General features: G+C 67.6%; 17 protein-coding genes. 5 read left to right on the top strand and 12 right to left on the bottom strand.

From position 1 onward, the window contains the following. From BLV60_RS34775 to BLV60_RS33290, 4 genes are all read right to left on the bottom strand, one after another. Positions 1-254, bottom strand: a 254-nt coding sequence (locus BLV60_RS34775; RefSeq protein ID WP_256329690.1) for a response regulator, incomplete at its 3' end; no start/stop codon positions are given. Positions 255-438: 184 nt separating this feature from the next. Beyond that, a complete protein-coding gene (locus BLV60_RS33300) occupies positions 439-702 on the bottom strand; it encodes a BON domain-containing protein (protein WP_093059993.1) in 264 nt (87 codons plus the stop codon). 31 nt (positions 703-733) lie between these two features. Continuing rightward, positions 734-1357 carry a hypothetical protein gene (locus BLV60_RS33295; RefSeq protein ID WP_093059991.1) on the bottom strand — a complete coding sequence of 208 codons (624 nt, stop codon included), beginning with the start codon at positions 1355-1357 and terminating at the stop codon, positions 734-736. Between the two features lie 57 nt (positions 1358-1414). Continuing rightward, positions 1415-1873 carry a universal stress protein gene (locus BLV60_RS33290; protein ID WP_093059989.1) on the bottom strand — a complete coding sequence of 153 codons (459 nt, stop codon included), beginning with the start codon at positions 1871-1873 and terminating at the stop codon, positions 1415-1417. Positions 1874-1966: 93 nt separating this feature from the next. On the opposite strand from BLV60_RS33290, the gene BLV60_RS33285 reads away from it, so the two are divergent. Further along, positions 1967-2476 carry a hypothetical protein gene (locus tag BLV60_RS33285; RefSeq protein WP_371127431.1) on the top strand — a complete coding sequence of 170 codons (510 nt, stop codon included), beginning with the start codon at positions 1967-1969 and terminating at the stop codon, positions 2474-2476. 5 nt (positions 2477-2481) lie between these two features. Here BLV60_RS33285 and BLV60_RS33280 read toward each other — a convergent pair whose 3' ends face one another. The 5 genes from BLV60_RS33280 to BLV60_RS33265 all read right to left on the bottom strand — a co-directional run bounded on the left by BLV60_RS33280 (position 2482) and on the right by BLV60_RS33265 (position 5264). Continuing rightward, the gene (locus tag BLV60_RS33280; protein ID WP_093059987.1) at positions 2482-3189 is read right to left on the bottom strand and encodes a VIT1/CCC1 transporter family protein; all 708 of its coding nucleotides are present in this window, start codon (positions 3187-3189) and stop codon (positions 2482-2484) included. Continuing rightward, positions 3186-3761 carry a cytochrome b gene (locus tag BLV60_RS33275; RefSeq protein WP_256329691.1) on the bottom strand — a complete coding sequence of 192 codons (576 nt, stop codon included), beginning with the start codon at positions 3759-3761 and terminating at the stop codon, positions 3186-3188. The genes BLV60_RS33280 and BLV60_RS33275 overlap by 4 nt, the downstream gene beginning before the upstream one ends. Positions 3762-3832: 71 nt before the next feature. Then, the gene (locus BLV60_RS34220; RefSeq protein WP_143042677.1) at positions 3833-4072 is read right to left on the bottom strand and encodes a hypothetical protein; all 240 of its coding nucleotides are present in this window, start codon (positions 4070-4072) and stop codon (positions 3833-3835) included. Between the two features lie 72 nt (positions 4073-4144). After that, positions 4145-4588, bottom strand: coding sequence for a DUF599 family protein (locus BLV60_RS34770; protein ID WP_256329689.1), 444 nt, complete (start codon positions 4586-4588; stop codon positions 4145-4147). Between the two features lie 250 nt (positions 4589-4838). Then, the gene (locus BLV60_RS33265; protein ID WP_093059985.1) at positions 4839-5264 is read right to left on the bottom strand and encodes an Hsp20/alpha crystallin family protein; all 426 of its coding nucleotides are present in this window, start codon (positions 5262-5264) and stop codon (positions 4839-4841) included. Between the two features lie 140 nt (positions 5265-5404). On the opposite strand from BLV60_RS33265, the gene BLV60_RS34215 reads away from it, so the two are divergent. Continuing rightward, positions 5405-5830, top strand: coding sequence for a c-type cytochrome (locus tag BLV60_RS34215; RefSeq protein WP_143042676.1), 426 nt, complete (start codon positions 5405-5407; stop codon positions 5828-5830). Here BLV60_RS34215 and BLV60_RS33260 read toward each other — a convergent pair. Next, positions 5736-8426, bottom strand: a complete 2691-nt coding sequence (locus BLV60_RS33260; RefSeq protein WP_093059983.1) for a bifunctional acetate--CoA ligase family protein/GNAT family N-acetyltransferase — start codon at positions 8424-8426, stop codon at positions 5736-5738. The two genes, BLV60_RS34215 and BLV60_RS33260, sit on opposite strands and share 95 nt — an antisense overlap. Before the next feature lie 141 nt (positions 8427-8567). On the opposite strand from BLV60_RS33260, the gene BLV60_RS33255 reads away from it, so the two are divergent. Beyond that, complete coding sequence (locus BLV60_RS33255) at positions 8568-9977, top strand: phenylacetate--CoA ligase family protein (protein ID WP_093059981.1); 1410 nt, start codon at positions 8568-8570, stop codon at positions 9975-9977. A gap of 241 nt (positions 9978-10218) precedes the next feature. Further along, positions 10219-10530 carry a protealysin inhibitor emfourin gene (locus BLV60_RS33250; RefSeq protein WP_256329688.1) on the top strand — a complete coding sequence of 104 codons (312 nt, stop codon included), beginning with the start codon at positions 10219-10221 and terminating at the stop codon, positions 10528-10530. Between the two features lie 21 nt (positions 10531-10551). On the opposite strand, the gene BLV60_RS33245 is transcribed toward BLV60_RS33250, so the two are convergent. Then, positions 10552-11385, bottom strand: coding sequence for a universal stress protein (locus BLV60_RS33245; RefSeq protein ID WP_093059977.1), 834 nt, complete (start codon positions 11383-11385; stop codon positions 10552-10554). A gap of 129 nt (positions 11386-11514) precedes the next feature. Here BLV60_RS33245 and BLV60_RS33240 point away from each other — a divergent pair, with 129 nt between their 5' ends. Next, on the top strand, positions 11515-13350 hold the full coding sequence (locus tag BLV60_RS33240; RefSeq protein WP_371127430.1) for an adenosylcobalamin-dependent ribonucleoside-diphosphate reductase: 1836 nt from the start codon (positions 11515-11517) through the stop codon (positions 13348-13350). 6 nt (positions 13351-13356) lie between these two features. Here the strand turns inward: BLV60_RS33240 and BLV60_RS33235 are convergent, their stop codons facing one another. Then, positions 13357-14613: an MgtC/SapB family protein gene (locus tag BLV60_RS33235; protein WP_093059975.1), complete on the bottom strand. Its 1257-nt coding sequence runs from the start codon at positions 14611-14613 to the stop codon at positions 13357-13359. Positions 14614-14769: the final 156 nt, after the last annotated feature.

The raw sequence follows: 14769 nt of genomic DNA, 5'->3' as shown, positions 1-14769 counted from the left end.
ACCTCGTCTTCCAGTGCCGAGTGCACGATGACTTCGACCGAACTGCAATGGCGTCGGGCGCTCTCGATAAGTTCGAATCCCTTGCCGCCGCCGAGTCGGATATCGATGATGAGCACGTCGAATTCATGCTGTGTCAGAAGGCGCTTGCCTTCCTGCAGGCTGCCCGCTTCGCCGACGATACGCACGCGCGCATCCATGGCCAGTTCGTGGGCAATTGCACGCCGCGCACCGGCGTCTTCGTCGATCACCAGCACCCGCACAGGTTTCTCGGGCTGGCCGGCCAGGAAGCCCGGCCATGAATTCGCCGGTGCCCGATTCGCCCCCTGCGCAGGGGGGCGCTCGATCTTCGTGAGCCATTGGGGGGCGCCGCGCGTCAACGGAGACGAATCGGGCGGAACTGTGTCCAGGGTCGGCTCCATGTCGTCTCAGGAGTTCCATTCAGGCTGAATGAACGCTGGATGCCGCGGCATCCAGCGCCCGTTCACGGAGCGGCCGAACGGTGAGCCCGTTCAAGAGCGTCGTCAGGCCCTCGGTGCGGCGTGCGGCGCATTCCGCAGCCACTCGCTGGGCCTCGTCGGCCACCTTGCCCAGCAAGGTCACCACGCCGTCTTTCACACGCACATCGATATCACAGGCGTTGACTGCGGGGTCCCAGTTGAGTTGAGCGAAAACATCGTGTCTGAGTTGAATGTCCGGGTTCATGGCAATCCTTTCGAAAGTCGGAGGAAACCTGTCACTTCTTGTCGGCACCCGCCGCACGGGCCGTGCGCTTCATGGCCTCGAACGTTCGAGCGGAGGCGTCGGCGGCGGCTTTGGCGGCCGAGCGCATGGCTTCTTCCGCCTTGTCGAGCGCCTCGCGCGTGGCCTGGGCTGCCTTCTCGGCTTCTTCCTTGCCGGCCTGCGCGGAACGGCTGACCGACTCCTCAGCCCTGGCGAGCGCTTCCCTGGAGGCCTGTGCGGCCTTCATGCTTTCTTCCTGGGCAGTACGTGCAACGTCTTTGCTTTCGTCGAGCGCCTTGCTGGACGATGCGGCGGTTTTTTCCTCCAGTCGCGTCGCGGCTTCCGCGGCTTTTCGCGCGGCCTGGCGGATGCCTTCGGCCAGGGCCTTGGACACCTTGCCGGTGTTGACCTTGCTCTTCTGCGCCGCGGCCCTGGCGGCATCCACTGCCTTGCGGGCAGCCTTTTCGGCATCCCGTGCGGCGCGGCCGGCGGCATCGCGTGCTGCATCGCGCGCCTTCTGCGTCGAGCTCTCCGGTGGACTCAGTTGCGCGGGTGCCGTGAACTCGGCGGCGAAGGTGCAGGCGCTGACGGCGAGGGCCGCCGATGCCATCAGGATGCGGAGTGTGTTGGCTGTCATTTTTTTCCAGTCGAATGAAAGTGATGGGGTTGGGAAGGGATTTGCGGTGGCCGAAGGTCAGCTTGTCGCTGCCCCGCGCACCAGCAGCACCGGCACCGGACTGCTTCGTGCGACACGGTCGGCATCGCTGCCGAGCGCCAGCCTGCTGAGACCGCGGCGGCCATGGGTGCCCATCACGATCAGGTCGCAGGCGGCCTTGCCGGCTTCCTCGATCACGATGTCGGCGATGCGGCCCTGTGTGACTTCGCGCAGCACTGTTTGCGCTTCCACGCCGGCCTCGGTGGTCTGTGCCAGGGCCCGAGTCAGGACCGATTCGCCGTATTCCCTCATCCTCTGCAGGCCGGCCTCGAAGCTGGAGAGCGTCGACATTTCCGCCAGCATCGGAAAGTCGTCGATCACGTGGAGCAGCCGCAGCTTGCTCTTGAGTTCGCAAGCCAGGCGAATGGCTTCCTGCAGGCCTCGACCGGCCGTGGAGCTGCCGTCCAGCGGGACCAGTATGTGCTTGTAAACGGACATTGTTTTCTCCTCGGGACCGCCTGAAACAGGCACCTGCCGCCGGCCCCGGCGCGAAAGGCAAACGGATTCTTCTGCCGCGCGGGCGTGCCGGTCTTGCGCCACATCAACATCGTTCGAACTCGCCAGCGCTTGATGCGCGTCAAGCCGCCGGGCCACGGCGCGAGGAGACTGTCGATCACCCGATCCGCACCGCCCACCGGCGCCTACCACCGGCAGATGGTGCGGGAGTTCGAAGGGCAGGGGAGCACGCACATCGTTACGCCGTTGATGAGGCTGCAGGACGCCGCGTACACGCGGATCATTCTGGTCACGCTACCGGAAGTCACGCCGGTCTCGCAAGCCGCCGCCTTGCAGGAAGACTTGCGCCGCGCCGGCATCGAGCCCTATGCGTGGGTGCTGAACAAGAGCGTGCTGGCGGCGGGCACGCACGACCCCTTGCTGGCGACCCGGCTTTCGGGCGAGCGCAGGCAGATAAAACGCATGTCCGCCGGGCTGGCCGAGCGCATCTTCACGCTTGCATGGCTGGTCCGCCCGCCAATCGGGTTCACCGAACTGTCCAGGCTGGTCGCCAAAAAGGCGGCCACAGCAGCGGCAAATCTTTGAACTCATCAGACCGGCGTTCCGAACAAGGTTCCCACACCGGCAGTGATAGCCATGGCCAGCGTGCCCCACAGGGTGATGCGCCAGACGCTGCGGCCCATCGGCGTACCGCCGATCTTTGCGGCGACACCCCCCAAAAGCGCCAGGAAGGCGATGGCGGTTGCGATCGTCCACGGCAGCAACGATGCCTGCGGCGCCGCTGCCACCACTGCAAGCGGCAACGCGGCGCCCGCAGCGAAGCTTGCGGCTGAAGCCAGGGCCGCTTGCAGTGGACGCGCGGCGAGCGCGTCCGAGATGCCCAGCTCATCGCGTGCGTGTGCGCCCAGTGCGTCATGCGCCATGAGCTGAGTGGCGACCTGGCTGGCCAGCTTTTGCTCAAGGCCCCGACGCACATAGATTGCGGTCAACTCCCGCTGTTCCGCCTGAGCGTCCGCTTTCAGTTCGATGCGCTCTCGCTCCAGGTCCGCCTTTTCCGTATCAGCCTGGGAGTACACAGAGACGAATTCGCCAGCGGCCATCGACATCGCGCCCGCCACGAGGCCGGCCACTGCCGCGGTCAGGATGCTCGCGTGGCTGGCATGCGCCGCTGCGACGCCGACGACCAGGCTGGCCGTGGAGACAATGCCGTCGTTGGCGCCGAGCACGGCGGCGCGCAGCCAGCCGATATGTTCGGTGCGGTGGCGCTCGGGGTGGGCGCGGGCGTGAAATGATTTCATCGTTCCTCTTTTGTGATTCGGTCGCGGGATTCGCGCCCCGACAGCATGCGCAAGAGTGTGTTGTCATGGACGATGTAATGGTGGATCAGCGCCGCTGCCGCATGCAGGCCGATCAGGAAGTAGCCGGCAGTGGCCAGCGCTTCATGTACCTCCTTCAACTGATCGGAAAGCACCTCGTCGGCACCGAGGATTGACGGGACATGCAGGCCGAACAAAACAATCGGCTTGCCCTCGGCGCTCAGCGTCAGCCAGCCCAGGATTGGTGTGGCGATCATGAAGGCGTAGAGCGCCAGATGCATGAGTCGCGTAAGCCAGTCCTGCCACGTCGGCACAGGCGGCCGGATGCCGGGCGCCGGCCCCGCACGCCAGCGAACGGCAAGCCGGACCACCACGAGCGCAAGAACGCTCAGTCCCAGCAGGAAATGCAGCGATTTGAGGCCAGCGCGCAGATCGCTGCCCCTTGGAGCGAGCCCGCGCAACTCCATGCAGGCGTACACGGCGGCGAGCAGCACCAGCATCAGCCAGTGCAAACCGATGACCTGTGAGCTGTAACGGATGTCCGAGTTTTTCAATGCCGTGTCCCTCTGCTTGAGAAAAGTGTGCCAACGATGAACCTGAGCAGCGTCCGGCAGTCGCGTCTGCGTCACGCCTGGATCAATGCACAGGTTTCCAACTGATGCTCCACCATGATGGGGAGCGTACTGTTGTTCTTTATCAAGGCATCGGATCGTGGATCGGAAGCCATCGACCTTGCGCTTGCGCAATCGGCATCGATCGCCTCGGCAAGAAGATCTTGTGCGTCGGGAGTGCCGTTGGGACTACCAGCGCCGCGCCGCCGCGCGTGCCGTGCAGCCGCTGATTGGCGTCGTCGATCGGCTTTCATGCCGTCCGTCGTTGACTCCGGAGGGCAGTTGCGTCTGCTATCGACGACTCTTTCTGCGTCGATGCGTTCAGGCTAAGTGCCCGCGTTACCGTCTGCGAAACGGTCGAAGCCGACCAGTACCGCGACCACACCGAGCGCCGCCACGGGGCCTGTGGCCGGATGGACGATGGCCGCAAGGGTCGGGGCGACGAAAACGAGGTTCCGCAGACCCCAGCTGTAGAGAATCCCGGCCCGTCGCAGGCCGTGTAAGTCCAGCGCATGCCGGATGCCCACTGCCACATTGTTGAAAAAGCAAAACCCCATGGCCGCTTCGCGCACCGCATGGTGGCCGGGCGGGCGCACGTTGCAGAAAGCCGTGGACGCCTTGCCCGCCAGCACCAGGTCGGTTGCCAGCACCGCAGCACCGGCGGCGCGCAACGCGGCCTGCACGGTGTGCGGGTTCATGAGGGTGTCGGGGTCGACGAACCGGTGGCCTTCGGTGGGAGCGGCGGCAATGAGTTCGCGCACGTACGACATCGTGCGCGCGCGCCAGCTGGGTGCGCGTGGCAAGGGGCGCATCGTACGGAGCCATGTAGTCGAGCAGGCCCGCGATCAGCAGTCGGTCATGGATGGAGGAAGACCGCTCGGGGCATTCCGGGTGGCCCGCGCCCATCTCGTGGCGCGCGCAGTCCGGATGTGTCATGTAGGCGCTGAGCATGCGGGTTCCTCCGAAGACCGGGCGGTCCGCGCGGGGAGCCCGCAGCGGGGCTGCGCCGGTCGGATGCAGTTACTGGATCTTCAGGACCTTGTGGGCGCCGCCTTCGCGCTTGGGCAGCGTCAGGCGCAGCACACCATCCTCGAGCTTCGCCACGGCGTTCTTGTCATCGACTTCGCTGGCCAGCGAAAAGCCGCGCGACACGCTGCCGCGGTAGGTTTCCCGGACGATGGAGCGGCCGTGCTTCTTCTCCTCGTCCTTCTTGATCTCGGCGGAGATCGAGACGTAGCTGCCGTCGACCGACACGCGCACGTCTTCCTTCTTGGCGCCGGGGATCTCGGCGGTGACGAGGTATTCCTTGTCGTTCTCGGTGACGTCGACGCGGATGTCGGCGGGCAACTCGGCTTCGTCGATCAACTGCATGGGGCGTGCCCAGCGGCGCAGCATGTCGGGGAAGAGGTTTTCGATCCGGTCCAGACGGGACAGTGCGGTGTTCATGCGCGACGCTCCATGGGTGAGTTGAGGAAGCTTCAATTTAGGCGCTCGCATCAGACGGCTCGTTGCGCTGGATCAAGTGGGCTTTTTGTTACCGCGAGACGATGGCGTCTTCGCTGTCCACGATAGAACAGGAGCGTTCCATGCGTCTCATGCTCACCTCATCCGGTGACCGCCGCGCGCCGGGCCTAGCCGTGCTGGCAGTACTTGTGCTGGCCGCCCTTGCGGCCCTGCACAGCAATGCGGCCCAGGCCCAATCGCAGTCGCAATCGCAGTCCCGCGGCGAACTGCTCTACAACACGAACTGTGTCGCCTGCCACAACGAAAAGATGCACTGGCGCGGCAGGAAGCTGGTTTACGACTGGGACAGCCTCGAGGAACAGGTGCGGCGCTGGCAGCAGGCCTCCTCGCTCGGCTGGCGCGACGAAGACATCATGGAGGTCGCCCGCTACCTCAACGGGCGCTTCTACGGATTCACGCCGACGAGCACGACGGGCTTGCTGAAGTCTTCAGTTCCAGCACCATCCGCCGCAGACCCGAAGAGGGCGGCTCTTCCGGATCGGCCTTGAAGCCCATCCCAGCCGAGAGCTTCAGCATGCGGGTGTTCTCGCGCAGCACGAGGCCGACCAGCCGCTCGATGCCGCGGCGGCGCGCATGCTCGATCAGGCGTTCGAACAGCAGGGCGCCCAGCCCCTGGCCCTTGAGGTCGGAGCGCACGATGATCGCGAACTCGGCCTCCACGTTGTCGGGGTCGCTCACCGTGCGGGCCACGCCCAGTGTCTCGGCACCGCCCTGTGCGTCGGTGGCCTCCGCAATGAAGGCCATCTCGCGGTCGTAGTCGATCTGAGTCAGGCGCGCGAGTTCGCTGCGCGGCAACTCCTTGCGGGTGGAGAAGAAACGCGTGCGGATGTCTTCCGCATCCAGCGACTCGAGAAAGCGCCGGTGCTGCGCCTCGTCCTCGGGCCGGATCGGCCTGACCACGATCGCACGGCCATTCCAGGCCTGCGCGCGCACCCACTGCGCGGGGTAGGGCAGGATGGCGAAGCGCTCCGCGCCGCCCACCGGCGTGGGCGAAAGCCGCACGCGCGCGTCGAGCGCCAGCGCGCCGTTCTCGTCGACCCACAGCGGGTTGATGTCCAGCTCGGCCAGTTGCGGCAGGTCGGCCAGCATCTGCGACACCGCGATGAGCACGTCGTACAGCGCATCGAGCCGGGCCGGCGGATGGTCGCGAAAGCCCGCCAGAAGACGCGCCACGCGCGTGCGCGTCACCAGTTCGTGCGCGAGCGCGCGGTTCAGCGGCGGCAGCGCGATGGCCGTGTCGCCGACCACCTCGACCGCGGTGCCGCCCTGGCCGCAGAGGATCACGGGGCCGAAAACGCTGTCTATGCTCGCGCCGACGATGACTTCCTGCGCATGCGGGCGGTGCACTGTGCGTTGCACGGTGAAACCGTCGATCCGCGCCAGCGGCCTGGCGGTTCGCACCGTGTCGAGCATTTCGCAGGCGGCTTTGCCCAAGGCAGCTTCATCGCACAGCCCGAGCCGCACGCCGCCCACGTCCGACTTGTGGGTGATGTCGCGCGAGAGGATTTTGAGCGCCACCGGGTAGCCCAGCCTGCGAGCCGCCTCGATGGCCGCCTCGGCAGTCGCCGCCACTGCCAGCGTGGGCACCGTCTCGATGCCGTAGGCCTGCAGCAGCGCCTTTGCCTCCTGCTCGCCCAGCCACTCCCGCCCCTCGGCCACGGCGGCGGCGAGCGCTGCCCGCACCGATGCGCTGTCGGGCGCGGCGTTGCGGCTGGCGCTCGGCGTCTCCATCAGGGTCTCCTGGTTGCGCCGGTAGGTCTGCAGCATCGCGAAAGCGTGCACGGCCTCTTCCGGCGTGGCGTAGTCGGCCACGCCTGCGTCCTCGAAGAGCTTGCGCGCCTGCGCCACCGCGTTGTCGCCGAGCCAGGTGCTCATCACGCGCGAGGCGTGGCTGCGCACCAGCGGCAGGCAGGCGCGCGCGACGTCCTCGCTGCGCACGATGGCCGTCGGCGCATGCATGAAGAGCACCGCGCCCGCCGATTCGTCGGCCAGCAGGGCTGAGAGTGTTTCAGCATAACGCTCGACCGGTGCGTCGCCGATGATGTCGATCGGGTTGGCATGTGACCAGTTCGCGGGCAGCACCGCGTCGAGACGGGTCAGCAGGTTCGTAGCCGGGTCGGCGAGCGTGACTCCTTCACGCGCGGCCGCGTCGGCGGCCATCACGCCGGCGCCGCCGCCGTTGGTCATGACCGTGAGCGTGCTGTGCCGGTTGCCGCGAAAGCGCGACAGCGTTTCCGCGGCGATGAAAAGCTCCTGCAAGGTATCGACGCGCAGCATGCCGGCTCGCCGGATGGCTGCGTCGTAGACGGTGTCGGAACCCGCCAGCGCGCCCGTGTGCGAGGCCGCGGCCTTCACGCCGTTGCCCGCGCGCCCGGCCTTCACCACGATCACCGGCTTGTTGCGCGCGGCCGCCCGTGCGGCCGACATGAACTTGCGCGGCGATTCGATCGCCTCCACGTACAGCAGGATCGACCGTGTGCGCGCATCGCTGGCCAGGTGGTCGAGTAGGTCGCCGAAGTCGATGTCGCAATGGTCGCCCAGCGAGATCAGGTGAGACAGGCCGACGCCGCGGCTGCGCGTCCAGTCGAGCACCGCCGTGACCAGCGCGCCCGACTGCGAGACGAAGGCCACGTCGCCCGCCAGCGCATCGGTGTGCGCGAAGCTGGCGTTCAGGCCGATGTGGGGACTGAGCAGCCCAAGGCAGTTGGGGCCGAGCAACCGCAGCGTGAAAGGGCGCGCCGCTTCCAGCGCGGCCTGCTTCTGCTGCGCGCTCAACCCTGCCGTGACGATCACCACCGCGCGGGTGCCGAGCGCGCCGAGTTCTGCGACCAGCGGCGCCACGGTGGCCGGCGGTGTGCAGATCAGCGCCAGGTCGGGCGCAGCGGGAAGATGCGCCGCGCTGGAGAAGATGGGCTCGCCATCGAGCGAGCCGTGCTTCGGGTTCACGCCGTACACCGGCCCCGCGAAGCTGCCGGCGCGCAGGTTGCGCCAGACCGTGGCGCCAACGCTGCCTGGCCGGTTGGAGGCGCCGAACACGGCAACGGAGGCTGGCGACAGCAGGCGGTCGAGATGGCGAATGCTCAAGGGAGGCTCCGAAGTGATCGTCCATGGTGCGGCGCAGCGCCGGCCTTTGGCTTGATGCACGTCAACCCGCCGCCGCGGTGCAGGTGCAAGCTCGGGATTTGAAGGAACCCGCCATGCACGCCCATCCACCTGGAGCCGCGTATGCCGCCGACATTTGATCCGTGGCAGGCGTACGTGGTCGCGGCCGAGGTGTCGATGGCCACGCAGGCCTCGACCGAGTCGCTCGCCGCGCTGCGCGCACAGCGGATCGCGTCGCTCCTTGCGGCCGCGGCCGCGCACTCGCCGCGGTACCGGCGCTTGCTGGCAGGGCGCGATCCGGCCACCGTGCGGCTGGAGGATCTGCCTGTGTCGCACAAGGCCGAGCTGATGCACGATTTCGAGGGCTGGGTATGCGAGCCGGCGCTTTCGCTGCGGACGCTGCGCCGCTTCGTCGCCGACCCGGCGAACATCGCGGCTGAATGCCTCGGCCGCTACACCGTGTGGGAGAGCTCGGGCAGCACCGGCGAGCCCGCGATCTTCGTGCAGGACGCGCAGGCGATGGCGGTGTACGACGCGCTGGAGGCGCTGCGCCGCCCGCTGCTGCGGCCGCTAGACCGGCTGCTCGACCCCTGGAGCATGGCCGAACGTATCGCCTTCGTCGGCGCGACCGACGGGCACTTCGCCAGCACGGTGTCGGTCGAGCGCCTGCGGCACCTGCAGCCGGGTCTCTCGGAGCGGCTGCGCGGTATTTCCTTCCTGCAGCCGCTGGACAAGCTGTGTGCCGAGCTCGATGCATTCGCCCCCACGGTGATCGCAACCTATCCCAGCGCTGCCGTGCTGCTCGCGGAAGAACGGCGGGCCGGGCGGCTAAAGGCAGTGCCGCGCGAGATCTGGACCGGCGGCGAGACGTTGTCGGCAGCCAGCCGTGCGTTCGTGCACAAAGCATTCGCTTGCCCGGTGGCCAATAGCTACGGCGCCTCGGAGTTCCTCTCGCTGGCTTTCGAATGCCCCCTGGGCGTGCTGCACCTCAACAGCGACTGGGCGATCCTCGAGCCTGTCGACGCGCATGGCCGGGCCGTACCGCTGGGCCAAGCCGGCACCACGACCTTGCTGACCAACCTGGCGAATCACCTGCAGCCGCTGATCCGCTACGACCTGGGCGACCGGGTCACGCTGCTCGAAGCGGCCTGCAAGTGCGGTTCGCACCTGCAGGCCATCGAGGTGCAGGGGCGGGACGACGACACGCTGCGCCTGGCCGGCGCTGCGGGGGGGCCGGCAATCAGCGTAGTGCCGCTGGCCGTCAGCACAGTGCTCGAGGAAGAGGCCGGTCTGTTCGACTTTCAGCTGGTGCAGCAAGGGCCGCACGATCTGCTGCTCAAGACCCGAGGACAGGGCGCACAGGCGGGCCGGACCCTGCACAAGGCGCGCACCGTGCTCGCGGCATTCCTCGAGGCTCAGGGCGCGCGAGGCATCCACATCCATTGCCATGGCGGCGAAAGCGCGCATTGTGGGCGCAGCGGCAAGACCCGGCGGGTGATCTCGCAGGTGGACGATGAGAGGCAGGCGTGCTGACCTGCATCACAGCCCGGAGCCAGTGCAGTCCGCAGAATCGTCCGCACTATTCACGAGATACGAATGCAATCCCTGCTTTACTCCGACGATCTCGATCTTCCTGGTGGGGCGTGGTGCTGGCCGCTCGCGCGCGGCGGGCATCGACCGGTTGTCGCGCGGTCACTTGTCGCGCTTTGTCGAGGCTTTCGCCGAGGCGTCCTAGGGTTAGCCGGGTCGCAATCCCATGATTCATCTTCCACCCTTGAACCAGGCCCGTGTCGTGCGCATCACACGAGAGGGAAGCGTCGCTTGGACGCCGGGGCTTTCGCTCCCCCGCAGCCTCAGCCTGGGCACGTGCGACGAAACAGCAAGGCACGGGATCGAGGAGGTGCTGCAGCGCGCCGCCCAATGCGGTTCGGAAGGCGGCACATGCGCACAAGGAGGAGACCAGCGCTTCTACCGAGTCGACCTGGTCGTGGACGACATCGCCAAGGCGAGCCCGTCGATCAGCTTCGAGGTGCCGGAAGACCGTGCGCCCGAAGCCTTTGTCCGTCTCTGGAAAGGCGCCGGATGAAGTTTTGGCGGGCGCCGCCGCTCAGTGCGCCATCCAGACCGGGACCGTGGCCGATTCCAGCATCGTGCGGGTGGCGCCTCCGAGCACGAGTTCGCGCGCACGGCTGTGGCCATAGCCGCCCATGACGATCAATCCGGCGCCGATCTTCTCCGCCAGCGACTGCAGCGCTTCGCCGGCGTGCCTGGTGTCTTCCAAGGCCCGGTGCTCCTGCGCCTGCCCAATACCGTGCAGGCGCAGGTAATCCCGCAGCCGGGACATCGGCGGCACGGGGTCTTCGCTGTCTGCAGAGGCCACCAGGTGGACCTCCTTCGCCGCCTGTAGCACGGGCAGGGCGGTGGTGAGTGCGTGGGCGGACTCGCGTGTCGGACGCCAGGCGACCAACACCTTCTCCGGCTTCGGGGACACCCTGCCGGCAAAGGGAACGATCAGCGCAGGCTTGCCGCTGCCGAGCATGACTGCCTCGACGAAGTCGCCCGGTACGTCGAAACCGGCCACGTCCCGCGGGTTGCGCTGCCCCAGCACCATGAGGTCGCAGGTGAGCGCGCGCTGGATGAAGCTCTCGATGACGGGTTCGCCGCGCAGTTCGCGCCAGTCGCTGCGGTTGGCGTGGTCTTGCAGAAGGCGCTCGAACACGGCTGCGGCATGGGCGCGGTGGTCGGGATCGACCTCTCCGGCCATCGGCATCGACGGAATTCCACCCATCAGCGGCAGCACCGCCAGCACGGACGGGGACACCGCGAAGAGCGCGGTCAATGCCGACTCGTGCATGGTCGCGAGCCGGTGCGCGAGCCGCAGCCGCACCTCGGCACGTTCGGTGCCATCCAGGTGGACGAGGATTGAGCGCAGCGTGTTCATTTCAGGAATGGATGTGGTGAATGGGGAGAACTCTAGAAGTCCGCCAGGCTCGGCGTCTTGCGCTGGATCAAGGCGCAGCGAGGGCATCCGCCCATCATGGGTGCCCCTCGTGGATTCCCGGTGGTGCCCATGACAAGCGATACCGTCGACAACCCGCTCCCTCCCACGCTGGCCGCCCAGCCGATCAGCCGCGACGTGCTGATGGAGAAGTACGCCCGGAACGACGAGCACTGCATCGACGACATCCACCGCCGAGTGGCGCGGGCCCTGGCGCAGGCCGAGAAGCCGGAGGACCGCGAGGCCTGGGCTTCGCACTTCCTCCAGGCGCTGCGCGACGGTTTCGTGCCTGCGGGGCGCATCCAGTCGGCGGCCGGCACGACGCTGGTGGCCACCCTGATCAATTGCTTCGTGCAGCCTGTGGGCGATTCGATCACCGGGGACGACGAGGGACACCCGGGCATCTACGTTGCATTGGCCGAAGCGGCCGAGACCATGCGCCGCGGCGGTGGCGTGGGCTACGACTTCTCGCGCATCCGCCCGCGCGGCGCGTGGGTGGCGGGCACGCAGTCGAGCGCATCGGGCCCCGTGCCATTCATGCGTGTCTTCGACTGCTCCTGCCAGACGGTGGAGTCGGCCGGAGCACGGCGCGGCGCCCAGATGGGCGTGCTGCGCTGCGATCATCCCGACATCGAGGACTTCATCGGCGCGAAGGATCACGGCGAGCTGACCAACTTCAACCTTTCAGTAGGGCTGACCGACGCCTTCATGCAGGCGGTGTGCGATGACCGGACCGTCGAGCTGGTGCACCGGGCCGAACCCGGGCCCCGTATCCGGACCGGTGCCCAGCGTCGGCGCGACGACGGGCTGTGGGTGTACGGCACGCGCCGCGCGCGGGCGCTGTGGGAGCGGATCATGCGATCGGCCTACGTGCAAGCGGAGCCCGGTGCCTTGTTCCTGGACCGCATCAACGCCGACAACAACCTCTCCTACTGCGAGACACTCGCGGCCACCAACCCCTGCGGCGAGCAGCCCTTGCCGCCCTACGGTGGCTGCTGCCTCGGATCGATCGACCTGACGCGCTTCGTGAAGAACCCGTTCGAGCCGTCCGCACGTTTCGACGAAGAGGGTTTCTCGCGCCTCGCCAGCCTGGCCGTGCGCATGCTCGACAACGTGCTCGACATCACCACCTGGCCGCTGGAGCGCCAGCGCCAGGAGGCGCTCGGCAAACGGCGCATCGGCCTGGGCTTCACGGGCCTGGGCGATGCGCTGGTCATGCTCAGCCTGCGCTACGACGCTCCCGAAGGCCGCGACGCGGCGCGGCGAATCGCCCAGGCCCTGAGGGACGCTGCCTACGCCGCATCGTGCGAGCTTGCCCGGGAGCGCGGTGCGTTCCCGCTCTTCAATGCAGATCTCTACCTGAGCCGCAACACTTTCGCCTCTCGGCTACCCGAGCCGCTGAAGACGGGTATTTGCACACACGGCATGCGCAACTCGCACCTGCTGTCGATTGCGCCTACCGGAACCATCAGCCTTGCCTTTTCGGACAACGCGAGCAACGGCATCGAGCCGGCCTATGCCTGGACCTTCACGCGACGCAAGCGCCTGCCGGAGGGCGGGATGGAGGAGTACGTGGTCGAAGACCATGCGCTGAGGCTGTACCGCCAGTGCAAGGGCCCGAAGGCGGCGCCCGGGCCTGCTTTCGTCACGGCGCTGCAGATGAGCGCGATCGCGCACGTGGAGATGGTGGCGGCCGTAGCGCCGTGCATCGACGCAGGCATCTCGAAGACGGTCAACGTGCCCGCCGACTGTCCGTACGAAGACTTCAAGGACCTGTACCTGCAGGCCTGGCGGCTCGGGCTGAAGGGCCTGACCACCTATCGTCCCAGCGCCCTGCTGGGGGCGGTGCTGGAAGCTCGCCCGAGCCCGGTATGCAGCGGTTGCGCGGCTCCGGTTGCATCGGCATGAAGCGGCTCACCCCTTGAGCCAGACCGCGGCAGCGCATGCGCAGGCCAGGCTTGCCACCAGCGCCGCCGCCACGCGCAGCGCATAAACCCTGCCGCCGGCAGTCAGGGCCACTACGCAGCGTGTGAGCGTGTTGGTTCCGACCGCCACGAGCACGCCGCGGACGAACTGATCCACAGACAAGGTGCCGGCCGCGTGCAGCGAGGCGAGCGAGGCCACAGGCGCGTGCGCGTCGACCAGCGCCGCGAGCGCGATGCCGACCTGCAGGCCGGTGTCGCCGAAGTGCCGCTGCGCCGTGCCCACCAGCAGCGCAACCAGCGCCAGTGCGAGCGCGACGGTGAACGCTTCGCGAGGGCGCAGCGCGGTGCGCGTGCTGGCGGGCGCCTCGATCGCCGCTGATGGCCGGGAAGACAGAAGTGGCAGCAGGCCTACGGCCGCCGCGCCCGCTGCGCCGGCAAGTGCCACCGGCAACAGCGCGAGCCCGGCCGGCGGCGACAGGGCGGCGGTCATCGCCAGCGCAAGCACCCAGGTGGCCACCGCAGACAAGGCAGCGGCGCCGGCCAGCAGGCCGGTGTGCAGTGGCTGTTCGCGCGCACGGTTGCCGAACGAAGCCACAGTTGCAGTGCTCGACACGAACCCTGATGCAAAGCCCGAGCCCAGCAGGCCGCCGCGCACGCCGAGCCAGCGCACCGCGGCTTGTCCCGCGGCCTGTATCGCCATGATCAGCAGCACCATGGAGGCCAGCGGCCGGGGATTGATGCCGCCGAGCATCTCGATGAGCCGGGAAGGAATGAGTGGCAGCGCGATGAGGGCTAGCGCGGCCAGCAGGATACCGTCGTGCAGTTCCTGCTCGCTGAGCAACTCGGTTGCAAAGCGATGCAGCCTGCGGCGCGCCGCCAGCAGCAGTGCCAGGCCGGTCCCGCAGGCCGCGCCAAGCGACGGCTCGATGATGCACAGCACGCCGATCAGGTAAGTAGCGAACAGGGCAATCTCGGTGGTCATGCCCGGATCTTGCGAGCGGCTCTTCCAGTGCGACACAGCCGCCAGCGTGGCGACGAGCGCTCCCCCGATGGGAACGAGCACCGGAACGGGAAGGATCTGCGCGACAGCACCCGCCAGCGCCACGATGGCGAAGGTGCGCAACCCCGCGGCCGCGCGCCGGTCGCCGTCGCCCTTGCGACGTTCACGTTCGATGCCGACCAGGACGCCGATGCCCAGCGCCACGGCCAGCCCGACGATCGCAGCTGATGGGCTGAAGGAGTTCATGCATTCAGTGTCCTCCGGTGTGGCGGCGCGTCAAGGCATCTGCACGGCGACGCAGTCATTTCTTGCGCTATCGCAAGGGGAGGGCGGGCAGGGACGCATAACGTTGCGGCATGAAAGCACTCGTATACCGGGGCCCCGGCCTCAAATCGCTCGAAG

This window comes from Variovorax sp. YR634 (genome assembly GCF_900106655.1).
Classification (GTDB): Bacteria; Pseudomonadota; Gammaproteobacteria; order Burkholderiales; family Burkholderiaceae_C; genus Variovorax.
This window is presented reverse-complemented; position numbering and strand designations above follow the sequence as displayed.